Source organism: Streptomyces parvus (genome assembly GCF_014648875.1).
Lineage (GTDB): Bacteria > Actinomycetota > Actinomycetes > Streptomycetales > Streptomycetaceae > Streptomyces > Streptomyces parvus.
Genome location: NZ_BMRY01000005.1, coordinates 173341 through 187895 on the forward strand (window position 1 = coordinate 173341; position 14555 = coordinate 187895).

At 72.4% G+C, this 14555-nt stretch carries 11 protein-coding genes and 1 tRNA gene; 8 read left to right on the forward strand and 4 right to left on the reverse strand.

Going from position 1 to position 14555, the window contains the following annotated elements:
* Positions 1–126: 126 nt before the first annotated feature.
* Positions 127–2688 carry an SUKH-4 family immunity protein gene (locus IE140_RS17550; RefSeq protein ID WP_189460523.1) on the reverse strand — a complete coding sequence of 854 codons (2562 nt, stop codon included), beginning with the start codon at positions 2686–2688 and terminating at the stop codon, positions 127–129.
* On the reverse strand, positions 2685–3662 hold the full coding sequence (locus tag IE140_RS17555; RefSeq protein WP_088575520.1) for an SMI1/KNR4 family protein: 978 nt from the start codon (positions 3660–3662) through the stop codon (positions 2685–2687). Before IE140_RS17555 ends, IE140_RS17550 begins: the two co-directional genes overlap by 4 nt.
* A gap of 235 nt (positions 3663–3897) precedes the next feature.
* Between IE140_RS17555 and IE140_RS17560 the strand changes: the two genes are divergently transcribed.
* Together IE140_RS17560 and IE140_RS17565 are read left to right on the forward strand one after the other, a co-directional pair.
* A complete protein-coding gene (locus IE140_RS17560) occupies positions 3898–4422 on the forward strand; it encodes a YwqJ-related putative deaminase (RefSeq protein WP_006125158.1) in 525 nt (174 codons plus the stop codon).
* A 10-nt stretch (positions 4423–4432) separates the two neighbouring features.
* On the forward strand, positions 4433–4942 hold the full coding sequence (locus IE140_RS17565; RefSeq protein WP_150196168.1) for an SUKH-3 domain-containing protein: 510 nt from the start codon (positions 4433–4435) through the stop codon (positions 4940–4942).
* A gap of 151 nt (positions 4943–5093) precedes the next feature.
* On the opposite strand, the gene IE140_RS17570 is transcribed toward IE140_RS17565, so the two are convergent.
* Positions 5094–6428, reverse strand: a complete 1335-nt coding sequence (locus IE140_RS17570; RefSeq protein ID WP_109178865.1) for a sensor histidine kinase — start codon at positions 6426–6428, stop codon at positions 5094–5096.
* A 159-nt stretch (positions 6429–6587) separates the two neighbouring features.
* On the opposite strand from IE140_RS17570, the gene IE140_RS17575 reads away from it, so the two are divergent.
* The 6 genes from IE140_RS17575 (at position 6588) to IE140_RS17600 (ending at position 11450) form a co-directional block, all read left to right on the forward strand.
* Positions 6588–6660: transfer RNA gene (locus tag IE140_RS17575), tRNA-Gln, on the forward strand.
* 109 nt (positions 6661–6769) lie between these two features.
* Positions 6770–8218: a bifunctional UDP-N-acetylglucosamine diphosphorylase/glucosamine-1-phosphate N-acetyltransferase GlmU gene (gene glmU / locus IE140_RS17580; protein ID WP_150196170.1), complete on the forward strand. Its 1449-nt coding sequence runs from the start codon at positions 6770–6772 to the stop codon at positions 8216–8218.
* A gap of 120 nt (positions 8219–8338) precedes the next feature.
* Positions 8339–9316: a ribose-phosphate diphosphokinase gene (locus IE140_RS17585; RefSeq protein WP_006125162.1), complete on the forward strand. Its 978-nt coding sequence runs from the start codon at positions 8339–8341 to the stop codon at positions 9314–9316.
* A gap of 220 nt (positions 9317–9536) precedes the next feature.
* Positions 9537–10127 carry a 50S ribosomal protein L25/general stress protein Ctc gene (locus tag IE140_RS17590; protein WP_032781565.1) on the forward strand — a complete coding sequence of 197 codons (591 nt, stop codon included), beginning with the start codon at positions 9537–9539 and terminating at the stop codon, positions 10125–10127.
* Positions 10128–10272: 145 nt separating this feature from the next.
* Positions 10273–10866 carry an aminoacyl-tRNA hydrolase gene (pth, locus tag IE140_RS17595; protein WP_010071032.1) on the forward strand — a complete coding sequence of 198 codons (594 nt, stop codon included), beginning with the start codon at positions 10273–10275 and terminating at the stop codon, positions 10864–10866.
* Positions 10867–10979: 113 nt separating this feature from the next.
* Positions 10980–11450 carry a hypothetical protein gene (locus IE140_RS17600; protein ID WP_109178867.1) on the forward strand — a complete coding sequence of 157 codons (471 nt, stop codon included), beginning with the start codon at positions 10980–10982 and terminating at the stop codon, positions 11448–11450.
* Positions 11451–11478: 28 nt separating this feature from the next.
* Here the strand turns inward: IE140_RS17600 and ppc are convergent, their stop codons facing one another.
* A complete protein-coding gene (gene ppc, locus IE140_RS17605) occupies positions 11479–14208 on the reverse strand; it encodes a phosphoenolpyruvate carboxylase (protein ID WP_150196172.1) in 2730 nt (909 codons plus the stop codon).
* Positions 14209–14555 lie beyond the last annotated feature (347 nt).

Consider the following 14555-nt stretch of genomic DNA (forward strand, 5'->3'; position numbering starts at 1 on the left):
AGCGACCGGCATCACAGATCCGGGCGAACCGGCACACAGCGAGGCGCCCGAACCCGGGAGGGGTTCGGGCGCCTCGGCAGGACCGTGGGGGCGGACCGCCGGGGCGGGCCGGCAGACCGGGTCAGATCAGATCAAGCCGTCCCACATCTGCTCCAGCAGCACCGACCACCAGCTCTCCGGCGACGCCAGCGCCGCCGGGTCCAGCGCCACCAGCTGTGCCTGGAAGTCGACGGTCCAACGGCCCGCCTGCTCCGGGTTCAGCCCGTACCGCAGTCGCCACATCCGGCCCAGCAGGGCCATCGACCGCACGAACTCGGGCAGCCCGGTGTTCACGAACTGCGGCGGCACCGGCTGCCCGCCGGGCCCCGCCTCCACCGGGACGGCCACGATGTTCGCCGTGCCGTACTGCACACAGATCGCCCGGCCGAAGTCCGTACCCATCACCAGGTACGACCCCGCGTCCGACGCCGGCTGCACCTGACGCTGCGCGGCCAGCTCGGCCAGCGTCGGCACCACCGGCTGTCCCGGCTGCGCCCAGAAGAACGGCCCGAAATCGGCGGGCAGCCCCGCCCACACCAGGGTGCGCGCGACCACTTCCGGCACACCCTGACGGGACACCGCCCGCTGGTCGAACCGGAGGATGCCCTGCGGACCGAACGCCTGCGCCAGCTCCTCGGCGATCGCCTCCGGCGGCAGCGCGGGCGCGGGCGGCATCTGCGGCAGCGGTGCCCGCACCGGCGCGGGCCGCGCCGGGCCGTCCGCCACCTGGTGCAGCTCGCCCTGGTGCGTCAGCAGATGCTGCATGCCCTGCTGGCGGCTGGCGTGATCCGTCCCGTACGGAGCGACGCTGGTGATCCGGACCTGCGGCCAGGTCTCCCGGATCATCCGCGCGCAGTACCCGCCGGGCAGCTCGCACGACTCCAGCTCCGTGTGGAGCTCGATGACCTGCTGCGGGGAGACGTTCATCGCCCGCAGCTCGTGCAGCATCTGCCACTCGGGGTGCGGGGTGCCCGGCGCCGAGCGGCGGATCAGCTGCTGCTCGCTGCCGTCCGGAGCCCGGAACCGCAGCACGGCCTGGTAGCCGGGGCCCACGGTCGGCTGTCCGGTGGGCTGCTGCGGATAGCCGTACGCCGGAGGCGGCGGGGTGTGCCCGCCGGGCGGCGGACCGGGCGGGCCGGGCGGACCCGGCGGCTGCGGTGCGGAACCGGGGGATCCGGCCAGTGAACCCCCGGGGGCCCCGGGGGGACCCGGCGGACCGACCTGGCCCGGAGCCGCGAACATCGTCTCCGCGTGGTGCACCCCGCCCCCCGGAGGCGGCGTGGAACCCGGCGGCGGACCCGGGGGACCGGGAGGCTGCGGCGCACCCGGAGCACCGGGCGGGCCGGGGGGCTGCGGGGCACCCGGAGCACCGGGCGGGCCCGGCGGCCGGGGCGCGCCGGGGACGCCCGCACCGATGCTGCTCCCGTCGGCGAGCATCGTCGCGGCGTGGTGCACCCCGCCACCCGGAGGCGGCGTGGAGCCGGGGGGCGAGGGCGGGCCGGGCGGAGCGGGCGGCGGACCGGGCGGCGGGGTGGAACCCGGCGGGGTGGCGCCGGGCGGGCCGAGCTGGGAGACCAGCTGCGTCGGGACGTACCCGCCCGCGGGGGCCCCGGGCGTACCCGGGCCCGAAGGCGGCGGGGTCGCGCCGGGAGGCATCCCGGGAACACCCGGCGCACCGGGCGGCGGCGGGGTCGACGGACCGCCCCCACGCGTCCCGCGCGGCGGCACCACGGCCTTGCTGGTGGCCGCGTCGGCGATGTCACCGGCCCCGGCCGGAGCGCCCTGCTCCGGCCGGAGCGCCGGCGCCACCTGCGTACGCGGCAGCTGGCTGCCCCCGGACATCAGCGCGGTGGGCGCCTCCGCCGGGACGACCGGCGGCGGGGCCTCCTCGTCGTCCGTCCCCGACAGCGGCGGTGCGAACACCGTCGCGGGCAGCGGGACCGCCGCGTCGTCGGTGTCGGAGTTGGTGTCCGTACCGGCCCAGGGGGTCGCCCCGGCGGGCACACCGTCGGAAGCCGTGGGCTCGTAGGCCGGGCCACCGCCGGCGGCGGGCCACGACGCGCCGGAGCCCCCGGCAGAAGGAGCGGAAGGGGAGGGGGGAGGCGGCGTCGCGTCCGCGGCGGCGGCCGGGCCGGGAACGGGGGTGTCGCCCGACGGTGCGGCCGGAGGCGCGGCCTGCGACGCCGACGGGGACGCGGACGCGGACGGCGACGACGGCTCAGCCGCCTCCGCGTCCGCCTCCCGGCGCTCCGCGCGGTGATCCGGAATCCCCAGCTTGTCCGCCGCCTCCTGGAGCCACTCCGGCGGCGTCAGCAGGAACGACGTCTGGTTCAGATCCACCCGCTGCGGCGGCTCCGGAGCAGCGGCCGGCGCGCCCGCCGGAGCCCCGTACTCCTCCTCGTACCGCCGGATGACCTCACCCACCGGCAGCCCCGGCCACAGCGTCGCCTCACCGCTGTCCCGGGCGATCACCAGCCGCTGACGGCCCCCGTCCGAGACGGGACCCTCCGGCCGGTCCTCGGCCCACACCACGAAACCGAGGTCGAACTCACGGACGCGCACCTCACGGTGCTGGTACGCGGGCACGTCACCGTTGACCCACTCGTCCGCCCGCTCCTGTGCCTGCGCGAAAGTCACCACCGCGCTCACCCCTCCACCGGGACGGCGCGCGCGAAGCCGCCGTCCACCATCAGGTTCGCCACGGTCTCCAGCTCCGGCGGATTGCCCGCCAGCCGCTCCAGGAAGGCGTCGAAGTCCGAACCGCAGGGCAGCAGCAGCCGCTCCACACGCTCCTGGACACTCCAGCCGTCCTGATCCCGGGCGTCGTCGTACGGGCAGAACCACACCGAGCCGACATCCTGGCCGCGCACCTTCACGGCGAGAATCCCGCCCTGGACGAACGCGACGCCCAGGAAGTCCTTGGTGAAGTGATCCCGCAGACACTTGTTCACGTACACCAGGTCGTTCATCGCGGCTTCGTCACGCACCGTGAAGAACGGCTGGTCCACCAGCAGCCCCAGTTCCGCGTCCAGCGCCGCGCCCACGGGGGCCGAACCGCCCGCCGCCTTGAGGAACGAGCGGTACGCGCCGGGCAGCCGGTAGCCGAGGTCCTCCTCGACCCCCTGAACCTGCTGTTCGGTCACCGCGCCGGCGCCCTTGGGCAGCCGGAAGTGCGCCGGACGGGTCTCCTGCAACGGGCGCGTGCCACGCCGGTGCTGGTCCACGTCCGTGCCCGCGAGGCCGGCGTGATGACGCAGCAGCGCCTTCACCTCGACCGGCACCAGCTCCATGCGCCGGCCGCCGGGCACGTGGTGCCACGTCCAGCCGTGCGGGGTCGCCACCGCGGGAATCGTGTCCCACAGGTCGTGTCCGCTCGCCGCCATCGCCGCGTTCGCCGACACGTAGTCGGTCAGGCGCAGCTCGTCGATACCGAAACCCGGAGGCGGATCGGCGATCTCGGCCGCGGCGCGCGCGTACGGCGAGAGAACCGGGTGGCCGCTCCCGTCCATCCGCACCCCACCGGGGTGCCGGGACGCCCGGACCGGATCCGGGAAACTCACGACCTGCCCGGCATAGGCGGCGTTCGGTGGCGCGGCTTGCTGCCCGAGCCGACCTGTCGTCATGGCTGATGCCCCCTGCTGCGTCCGGTGTTCCGCACAGCCTAAGCGGTGGGGCAACAGGGGACCCCGCCCCGCCGGTTCCGTCACGAACGGTCACATTCGCGTGACGGTGAGGCGACGGTCCCGCACCACCGGGCGACACGCAGACACGTTTCCCCGCCCCAGCTTCCCCACCACCCGGCACATTTGGCAGGCTGTCCCCGCAACTCGGGGGATTGCAGGGAGGGACGTCAGCACGATGCATTCAGCACAAACCGTCACATCAGGGGATCCACGCCTCACCTGGAGCGCTACCGGGACCAGCCGTACGCCCCGACTGATCCACCGCCGCGACGGGATCCTCCCCGCCGTGGCCGCCGCGCTGTCCGTCCGGGGCGAGACGCTGACCTGCACCGCGGGCAAGGGGGACCAGCCGCCGGTGCTGCACCCGCTCGTCCAGGACTTCCTCGACGCCCTCACCAGCGGCCAGCGCGAGCGCTTCACCGGCCGCTGCCCCGAAGCGATACTGCTCTCCCGCCACCTCACCGCCGCCGAGACCGGGCGCTCCAAACGGGCCCAGCGAAAACCCCTGACCAACGGGGAAGCGCGGCGCGCGCTCAAGCACGCGCGGATCACCGCACGGCGCATCCGCGAGGACGGCGACCCGCTGCACGGCAGCTACGCACCGCCCTGCCGGTCCTGTTCCGCGCTCCTGTCCCACTTCGGCGTACGCCCCGTCGACCTGACCTCCACCGGCGCCGCGACCACCGCCGAGAAGGGCTGACCGCCCACCGATGCACGACCGCCAGCAGCACACCTCCACCACCCGCTTCTCCGTCGCCGTCGACGCCGCCCTGCGCGAGGCGGGCTGGCAGCCCGGGCGCTGGGACATCCGCCAGGCCGAGGAGTGGGCCGACGCCCTGCGCTCCCACGCCTCCCCGGCCGGCCACCGGCACGCCGTCTTCCCGGCCGCGGTCGAGGCGTGGGCGGAGTTCGGCGGCCTCCGCATCACCGCGGCCGCCCCCGGCCGCCACATCGCGCCGACCGCGGTACGCATCGATCCGCTGAGCGGCCTGCACCTGGCCCGTACGCTCGGGGACCTCGGCCGGGCCCTGGAGACGGAGGTCAGTCCGCTGGGGGCGGAGGGGGAGGAGCAGGCGGTGCTGGCGATCGATACGGAGGGGCGGGTGTACAGCATCGATCACACCGGGGACTGGTTCCTGGGCCAGGACATCGACGAGGCGCTGACCACCTTGGTAACGGGCACGCAGCCGCCGCGCCTTGCCAGCCCGTCCGGCGTTTGAGGACGGAACCGTCGCCTCGGACGGGCCAGCACCATCACTTCCCCGGACACGGAGGGGTCGCCGCTCCCCACCGCCAGGGTTCCGTCCTCAATCGCCGGACGGGCTTAAAGGGCCAGGCCTCACGCGCCCCACGGGCAGAGGAAGGCAGCCCTCAATCGCCGGACGGGCTTGAAAGGCCCACCGGCAGTACCGCCGAGACGCGGAAGCCCCCCGCGTCCGTCGGGCCGGAAACGAACACGCCCCCCAGCCCCAGCACCCGCTCCCGCATCCCCACCAGCCCGTTCCCCCCGCTCGGCAACCCCGCGTCCGCCGCCGCCGCGTCCGACGGGCCGTTCTCGACCTGCATCGCGACCTCGGCCTCCCGATGCGCGAGCCGTACCCACGTCTTCGCGCCCGCCGCGTGCTTGTGGACGTTCGTCAGCGCCTCCTGCACCACCCGGAACGCCGTCTGCTCCACCTCCGGCGGATACGGCCGCAGCTCGCCGTGGACCGTCAGCTCCACCACCATCCCCGCCTGCCGGGACTGCGCCACCAGCGCCTCCAGCTCGTGCAGCCGCGGCCCGTCCTCCGTCGCGGCGGAGGCGGCGGCCGCCGCGGCCGCCTGCCGTACCGACGCCAGCGGAACCCCGCCCGCCGCGGCCGGCGCGGTCAGCGCCTCCCCCGTCCGCAGCACCCCGAGCATCTCGCGCAGTTCCGTCAGCGCCTGCCGGCCCATGTCCCCGACCAGCGCCGCGTTGCGTACGGCCTTCGCCGGGTCCTTCGGGGCGACCGCCTGGAGGGCGGCGGCGTGCACCACCATCAGGCTCACCCGGTGCGCGACCACGTCGTGCATCTCCCGGGCGATCCTGGTCCGCTCCTCCGTACGCGCCCACTCGGCCCGCTCCTCGGCCCGGTCCGCGAGCAGCGACAACTCCCGCTCCAGCGAATCGGCCCGCTCCCGCAGGCTCTCCATCAGACGGCGTCTCGCGCCTATGTAGAGGCCGAGGAGCACGGACGGAGCCGTGAGGCCCACCGCCATGAAGACGGACATCAGCGGGACGTACCAGTCCCCCGGACCGAAGTCGGTCTGCTCGGCCACGCTCTGCCGCAGCCGTACGTACGTGATGATGAACGTCCCCACCAGCGCCATGCTCGCGAGCACGACGGTGATCCGGCGCGGCACCTCGGAGGCGGCCAGCGTGTACAGGCCGACCAGGGCCATCAGGAAGCCCATCTCGGCGGGCGTCATCGCGATCGTCAGCAGCACCACGACGATCGGCCAGCGCCGGCGCACCAGCAGCACCGAACCCGCGAGCAGTCCGAACACCACGCCCACCGGCACCGGAATCCCGGTGTTCCGGGCGAACTCCACCCCCTCCAGGCCACACTCCAGCGCCGATACCAGCGCCAGTCCCACGTCCAGGGCGACACTCCGTCGCCGCTCCCACCACCAGTAGCCGCGGGTGGTCGATCCCGCCGCCTCCCGGTCTGCCCCCGTTGCGGTCATGGCATCCAGCCTACGGGCGGACGCATCTCAATTCCGGGTGACCGGCAACAGCACCCGTCCGGTGATCCCTTCCGTCGTCGCACAGAAGGCGCTTGGTACGGCATAGTGTTGGGTGCCGATCCGGCGAGCCGACGCGATGTCCGGTTCGGTCGGAATTGATCCCCCATGGTGTAATCAGGCAGCACTGCGGTTTTTGGTACCGTCTGTTCAGGTTCGAATCCTGATGGGGGAGCTTCGACACGAGGGCCCCGACCACACCGGTCGGGGCCCTTCCCCGTTTCCCGCCGAAACACCCCCGGTATCCTGCGGATGACCACCACCCGAAGCCGAAGGGCACATCCGTGAGCGCAACCAGCCCGGCAGCCGTCGTCGTCCTCGCAGCGGGTGAGGGCACCCGTATGAAGTCGAAGACCCCCAAGGTTCTGCACGAGATCTCCGGGCGCTCGCTCGTCGGACATGTCGTCGCCGCCGCCCGTGAGCTGGACCCCCAGCATCTCGTCGTGGTCGTCGGACACGCCAGTGAGCAGGTCACCGCCCATCTGAACGCCGGCGACGCCCCCGTGCGCACCGCCTTCCAGGCCGAGCAGAACGGCACCGGGCACGCCGTCCGCATGGGGCTCGAAGAGCTCGGCGGGACCGTCGACGGCACCGTGATCGTCGTGTGCGGCGACACCCCGCTGCTCTCCGGCGAGACGCTCGGCGCCCTCGCCGCCACCCACGCCGCCGACGCCAACGCGGTGACCGTCCTGACCGCCGAGGTCCCGGACTCCACCGGCTACGGGCGGATCGTGCGCGACCCCGCCACCGGCGCGGTCACCGAGATCGTCGAGCACAAGGACGCCACCGACGAGCAGCGGGCGATCCTGGAGATCAACTCCGGGGTGTTCGCGTTCGACGGGCGGCTGCTGGGCGACGCGCTGGGCAAGGTGCGCACCGACAACAGCCAGGGCGAGGAGTACCTCACCGACGTGCTGTCCATCCTCCGCGAGGCCGGGCACCGCGTCGGGGCGTCCGTGGCGGGCGACCACCGCGAGATCCTCGGCATCAACAACCGGCTCCAGCTGGCCGAGGCCCGCCGACTGCTGAACGAGCGGCTGATGGAGCGGGCCATGCTCGCGGGCGTGACCGTCGTCGACCCGGCGTCCACGCTGATCGACGCGACCGTCACGTACGAGCGCGACGCGGTCGTGCACCCGGGGACGCAGCTGCTCGGCTCCACGCATCTCGGGGAGGACTCCGAGGTCGGCCCCAACTCCCGGATCGAGAACACCCTCGTCGGCGCCGGCGCCCGCGTCGACAACGCCGTGACGCTCTCGGCCGAGGTCGGGCCCGGGGCGTCGGTCGGCCCGTACGCCTACCTGCGGCCGGGGACGCGGCTGGGGACGAAGGCCAAGGCCGGTACGTACGTGGAGATGAAGAACGCCACGATCGGGGAGGGGACGAAGGTCCCGCACCTGAGCTACGTCGGCGACGCCACCATCGGCGACCACACCAACATCGGCGCGGCGAGCGTCTTCGTGAACTACGACGGTGTGGCCAAGCACCACACGACGATCGGCTCCCACTGCCGTACCGGATCGGACAATATGTTTGTGGCACCGGTCACGGTCGGGGACGGGGTCTACACCGCCGCCGGGTCGGTCATCACGAAGGACGTGCCGTCCGGTTCGCTGGCCGTGGCACGGGGCCAGCAGCGGAATATCGAGGGTTGGGTAGCCCGGAAGCGTCCGGGCAGCGCCGCCGCGCAGGCCGCTCAGGCGTCGTCGCGGGAGCCCGACGGGCAAAGCTGACCGGAAACAGGTGCGCCGGTGACGGCGTACCGTGATAGATGCTCACCCCATTTCGGCTGGCTCGTTGCACATCGGGACCTATGCGTGCAGCGCCAGATACACGTCTGAGGAGACTGTGCTGTGACCGGGATCAAGACGACCGGCGAGAAGAAACTGATGCTCTTCTCCGGCCGCGCCCACCCCGAGCTGGCCGAGGAGGTCGCCCATCAGCTGGGAGTCGGTCTCGTGCCGACGAAGGCCTTCGATTTCGCCAACGGTGAGATCTATGTGCGGTTCCAGGAGTCGGCACGTGGCGCGGACTGCTTCCTGATCCAGAGCCACACGGCTCCGATCAACAAGTGGATCATGGAGCAGCTGATCATGCTGGACGCGCTGAAGCGCGCGTCGGCCCGCTCCATCACGGTGATCGTGCCGTTCTACGGGTACGCCCGCCAGGACAAGAAGCACAAGGGCCGCGAGCCGATCTCGGCCCGTCTGGTGGCGGACCTGATGAAGACGGCGGGTGCGGACCGGATCCTCACCGTCGATCTGCACACGGACCAGATCCAGGGCTTCTTCGACGGCCCGGTGGACCACCTGTTCGCGCTGCCGATCCTGGCGGACTACGTGGGTGCGAAGGTCGACCGTTCCAAGCTGACGATCGTGTCGCCGGACGCGGGCCGCGTGCGGGTCGCCGACCGCTGGTGCGACCGGCTGGACGCGCCGCTGGCGATCGTGCACAAGCGCCGCGACAAGGACGTGCCGAACCAGGTCTCCGTCCACGAGGTCGTCGGCAACGTCGAGGGCCGGGTCTGTGTGCTGGTCGACGACATGATCGACACCGGTGGCACGATCTGCGCCGCCGCGGACGCCCTGTTCGCGCACGGCGCCGAGGACGTCATCGTGACGGCGACGCACGGCGTCCTGTCGGGTCCGGCGGCCGACCGGCTGAAGAACTCGAAGGTGAGCGAGTTCGTGTTCACGGACACGCTGCCGACCCCGGGCGAGCTGGAGCTGGACAAGATCACGGTGCTCTCGATCGCGCCGACGATCGCGCGCGCGGTGCGTGAGGTGTTCGAGGACGGTTCGGTGACGAGCCTCTTCGAGGAGCAGGGCTGAGCGGAGCAGGTCTGACCGCCTGAGCGGTCCCTGTTGATCCACTTTGGGGTGCGGCCTCCCCGCCGGGTAGACTCAGCGAGTTGCTCGGCGAGGGAGGCCGTACCCACGTGTACGGCGGTCCGTTATCGACGCGCTCTTCGTAGCAGGCCTGTCGTGGGCCGGGTGACCGTTCGAGTTCCGTCACCCCCGACGGCTCTCCGTACCTGACGAGGAGTGCAACATGGCCGAGATCAAGCTCGCCACCGAGGTCCGTACCGAGTTCGGCAAGGGCGCCGCCCGCCGTGTCCGTCGTGCCGACCGCGTTCCCGGTGTCGTTTACGGCCACGGCGCCGAGCCCGTCCACGTCACGCTGCCGGGCCACGAGCTGCTGCTCGCGCTGCGTACCGCCAACGTGCTGATCGGTCTGGAGATCGACGGCAAGAACGCTCTGGTCATCCCGAAGGCCGTGCAGCGCCACCCCCTCAAGGGCACCATCGAGCACGTCGACCTGCTCACCGTGAAGCGCGGCGAGAAGGTCCAGGTCGAGATCGCGGTGCACGCCGAGGGCGACCTGGCGCCGGGCGCCAACCTGCTGGAGTTCGTCCAGAACACCCTGCTGGTCGAGGCCGAGGCCACCCACATCCCCGAGTCCGTCACGGTCTCCGTCGCGGGCCTGGACGCCGGTGACTCGATCGTCGCCAAGGACATCGCGCTGCCCAAGGGCTCGACGCTGGCCGGCGACGAGGACGCCATCGTGATCCAGGTCGTCGCCGCGCAGGCCGAGGAGCCGGCCGCCGAAGAGGCCGCCGAGGGCGAGACCGCCGAGGCCTGAGCCTCGCGGTCCACCCGCAGCACCTCTGTTCCACCTGCTTGACTGACGGGGTGGTGGTTCCCTTCCGGGAGCCGCCGCCCCGTTTGCCTGTGCCGTACGCCGTAAGTCCTGTGCCGTATGCCGTATGTGAGGAGACCGAGCGCTGATGTCCGACGCCACCGACCCCTGGCTCATCGTGGGCCTGGGCAATCCGGGTCCCGACTACGCGGCGAACCGGCACAACGTCGGGTTCATGGTCGCCGACCTGCTGGCGACCCGGATCGGCGGGAAGTTCAAGCGGGCGCAGAAGGCACAGGCGCAGGTCGTGGAGGGGCGGATCGGTCCGCCGGGTCCGGCGAGCCGGCGGGTGGTGCTGGTGAAGCCGATGTCGTACATGAATCTGTCGGGCGGTCCGGTGACGGCGCTGCGCGACTTCTACAAGGTGCCCACCGACCATGTCGTGGCCGTCCATGACGAACTGGACGTCGACTACGGGGCGCTGCGGCTGAAGCTCGGCGGCGGGGACAACGGGCACAACGGGCTGAAGTCGATGACGAAGGCGATGGGTCCGGACTATCACCGGGTGCGGTTCGGGATCGGGCGGCCGCCGGGGCGGATGCAGGTCGCGGACTTCGTGCTGAAGGACTTCTCGTCGACCGAGCGCAAGGAACTGGCGTTCCTGGTGGACCGGTCGGCGGACGCGGTGGAGTGTCTGCTGGCGGAAGGTCTGGAGCGGGCGCAGAGCGCGTACAACTCCTGAGCCACGAGCGCCCCTCCCCCGCCGCGTACAACTCCTGACATTCCTGGTGCTGCTGGGGCGTTTTTCGGCCATAGGTTGACCGCGGGTGCGGGTCTGGCCAAGGATCTGCCCCCATGAAGCGGAGCACTTCCCACCGGGCGGCGGCAGCGGGGCGGCGGATGGCCATGGGGCTGGTCGTCCTGGTGCTGCTGGTCGCGGGTGCGTGGTCGTCGTGGGACACCGCGCACCACATCGTTCTGGCCAAGGGCCGTGACCACGGGACCGTGACCGTGACGGGGTGCGGCGAGGAGAAGTGCACCGGGGCGTTCACCCCTGACTCGGTGTCGCGGGAGCGCCCGCGGGTGACCCTGGACCGGTCCGTCGCGGCGCGTGAGGGGGATCGTTTCCCCGTGGTGGTGAAGCCCGGTTCCGATGCGGTGGTCCGCACGGGGTTGCCGGGCTTTCTGCATGCCTGGGTGCCGCTCGCCGGGGCGCTGCTGCTGGCCGCGTTCGTGATCGGCGGCGGGCTGCGGATGGCGCGGACCGCTTGGGGCGTGGGAACGGCGGGGGCGGCCCTGCTGGTCGCGACGTTCGTCGCGCTGTAGCAGGACCGCCCGTTCGCCTACGCGGTGGTCAGCCGGTGTTGCGCAGACCTGCCGCGACGCCGTTGACGGTGAGCAGCAGGGCGCGGGAGAGCAGCGGGTCGGGCTCCTCGCCGCGCATCGCGGCCTGGCGCTGGCGGGCGAGCAGGGACACCTGGAGGTAGGAGATCGGGTCCAGGTAGGCGTCGCGGATGGAGAAGGTCTGCTGGAGCACCGGGTTGGTGTCGAGCAGCTTCTCGCCGCCGGTGATCCGCAGGACCTCCTGCACGGTGAGGGCGTGTTCGGCCTCGATGCCGTCGAAGACGTGCTTCAGCTCGTCGGGGACGAGCGTGTCGACGTAGTGGCGGGCGATGCGCAGGTCGGTCTTGGCGAGCGTCATCTCGACGTTGGAGATGAAGTTGCGGAAGAAGTGCCAGTGCTCGTGCATCTCGTCGAGGACGGTGTCGAGACCGGCCTCCCGCAGGGCCTTGAGGCCCGAGCCGACGCCGAACCAGCCGGGCACGATCTGCCGCGACTGGGTCCAGCCGAAGACCCACGGGATGGCGCGCAGGCCGTCCAGCGAGACGCCCGAGCCGGGGCGGCGGGCGGGCCGCGAGCCCAGGTGCAGGTCGGCGAGCTGGTCCACCGGGGTGGAGGCGAGGAAGTACGCGGGCAGGTCCGGGTCCTCGACGAGCTTGCGGTAGGCGCTGTGGGCCGCGTCGGAGACGGTGTCCATGGCCGCGTCCCAGCGGGCGAGGGCCTCGTCGGACTGGCGGGGCGCGGTGTGCAGGGCGGAGGCCTGGAGGGTGGCCGCGACGGTCAGTTCCAGGTTCTCGCGGGCGAGCGCGGGGATGAGGTACTTGTCGGAGATGACCTCGCCCTGCTCGGTCACCTTGATCTCGCCCTCCAGCGTCCCCCACGGCTGGGCGAGGATCGCGTCGTGCGAGGGGCCGCCGCCGCGGCCGACGGTGCCGCCGCGGCCGTGGAAGAGGCGCAGCCGTACGCCGTAGCGGTGGGCGACGTCGCGGAGGCGGCGCTGGGCGCGGTGGATCTCCCACTGGGAGGTGGTGATGCCGCCGAACTTGGACGAGTCGCTGTAGCCGAGCATGACCTCCTGGACGTCGCCGCGCAGGGAGACGAGGCGCCGGTAGGAGGGGTCGGCGAGCATCTCGTCGAGGATGGTGTCGGCGGCCTTGAGCTCGTCGGTGGTCTCCAGGAGCGGCACGATGCCGATCTTGGCCCAGCCGGCGTGGAGGTCGAGGAGTCCGGCCTCGCGGGCGAGGACGGCGGCGGCGAAGACGTCGTCGGCGCCCTGGCACATGGAGATGATGTAGGACTCGATGACTTCGGGGCCGAAGCGTTCGAAGGCCTGCTTGATGGTGTGGAAGACGCCGAGGGTCTTCTCCCCGCCCGCGTCGAGCGGGGCGGGGGTGGGGGCCAGCGGCCGGCGCGAGCGCAGCTCCTTGGCCAGCAGCTTCTGCCGGTAGTCACGCGGCATGTCGGCGTAGCGCCAGGACTCCTCGCCGAGCCGGTCGAAGAGCTGGCCGAGGGTGTGGTGGTGGGCGTCGGCGTGCTCGCGTACGTCCATGGTGGCGAGCTGGAGGCCGAAGGCGGCGAGCGTGCGGATGGTGCGGTCCATCCGGCCGTCGGCGAAGAGGCCGCCGCGGTGCGCGCGCAGGGAGGTCTGGATCAGCTCCAGGTCGGCGATGAGCTCGGCGGTGCCGAGGTAGTCGCAGCCGGGGCGGTGGGGGGTGCCCTCGGCGAGGCGCTCGCGGGTGTTGACGAGCTTCTGCCGGATGCAGGTGGCCTTGAGGCGGTAGGGCTCCTCGGCGTTCAGCCGCTTGTAGCGGGGGCTGATGCCGGGGAGGCGCTCCAGGTCGGCCTGGAGGGAGGTGAGGAGTTCCTCGGTGGCTCCGGCGTAGCGGATGGAGTTGGAGAGGAGGCCGCGGAGGTAGTCGATCATCTCCAGGGCGTCGGTGATGCCGTGCTCGTGCTGGAGGATCAGGACGTCCCAGGTGACGGCGGGCGTCACGTTGGGGTTGCCGTCGCGGTCGCCGCCGATCCAGGTGCCGAAGGTCAGGGGGCGGGTCCCGGCGGGCAGTTCGACGCCGACGCGGTCCAGCTCGGCGGCGAGGTCTTCGAGGACGTCGCCGACGGCGCCCGCGTGCAGCTCGTCGAGGTAGTAGATGGCGTTGCGGGCCTCGTCGGCGGGCTCCGGGCGGACGACGCGGAGTTCGTCGGTCTGCCAGATGAGGTCGATGTTCTCCGCGAGGCGGAGGTCGAGGCGGCGGCGGTCGGCCTCGATGACCGGGGTCTCCAGCAGCTCGGCGATGCGGCGCAGCTTGTTGAGGACGGAGCGGCGGGCGGCCTCGGTGGGGTGGGCGGTGAAGACGGGCCGGACGTTGAGGTTCTTGACCGTCTCGCGCAGGTGCTCGGGGTCGGCGTCCTTGAGGCGGTCGGCGGTGCGGGCCAGGAGGCCGCCCTCGGCCGAGCGGCGGTCGCGCATCTCGTGGGCGCGGTGGACCTGCTCGGTGACGTTGGCGAGGTGGAAGTAGGTGGAGAAGGCCCGCACGAGCTGGGCGGCGGTCTCCAGCTCCGTCTCGCCGAGGAGCTCGGCGGCGGCCTCGCCGTCGGTGCGGGTCAGGGCGCGTACTCGTTCGACGAGGTCGAGGAGTTCCTGGCCCTCCTGGCGTACGAGGGTCTCGCCGAGGAGGTCGCCGAGGCGGCGGATGTCGGCGCGCAGCGCGGGGCTGGCGGCAGGGGTCTGGTCGGCACTGCTCACAGTGTGCGGCTCCTTGCAGTGAATGAGGAGGTGCGTTCGCTTCGCCGTCCCCACGTGGGTAGCGGTGGGAGCGGGTGGCGGGGTCCGGGGCCCTGCGGCTGGCAGCGGTGCTGTCGCCACGCCCCGACGAGCGGGTGCGGACCGCGCTGTCCGACCCTCCCAGGATAGGTGTCGTCGCAGGCGGCGTGTCCGTTGCCCCGAGGGGGCGCGGCGCCGCCCGGGCGCACCGGGCGGTAGGGCGTGCCCGGCCATGATCCGCCGGACACGCCCTAACCCCTACCCCGGGGGCGGGCGGGCTACCGCGTGGGACGGGCTGGAGCGGCCTCTCGTGTTGTGGGCCCCGTCAC

What these genes read in the sequence shown, in the direction of transcription:
- IE140_RS17555 (WP_088575520.1), bottom strand. Translation starts at nt 3,662, where the DNA reads ATGACGACAGGTCGGCTCGGGCAGCAAGCCGCGCCACCGAACGCCGCC.
- IE140_RS17560 (WP_006125158.1), top strand. Translation starts at nt 3,898, where the DNA reads ATGCATTCAGCACAAACCGTCACATCAGGGGATCCACGCCTCACCTGG.
- IE140_RS17565 (WP_150196168.1), top strand. Translation starts at nt 4,433, where the DNA reads ATGCACGACCGCCAGCAGCACACCTCCACCACCCGCTTCTCCGTCGCC.
- IE140_RS17570 (WP_109178865.1), bottom strand. Translation starts at nt 6,428, where the DNA reads ATGACCGCAACGGGGGCAGACCGGGAGGCGGCGGGATCGACCACCCGC.
- IE140_RS17590 (WP_032781565.1), top strand. Translation starts at nt 9,537, where the DNA reads ATGGCCGAGATCAAGCTCGCCACCGAGGTCCGTACCGAGTTCGGCAAG.
- pth (WP_010071032.1), top strand. Translation starts at nt 10,273, where the DNA reads ATGTCCGACGCCACCGACCCCTGGCTCATCGTGGGCCTGGGCAATCCG.
- IE140_RS17600 (WP_109178867.1), top strand. Translation starts at nt 10,980, where the DNA reads ATGAAGCGGAGCACTTCCCACCGGGCGGCGGCAGCGGGGCGGCGGATG.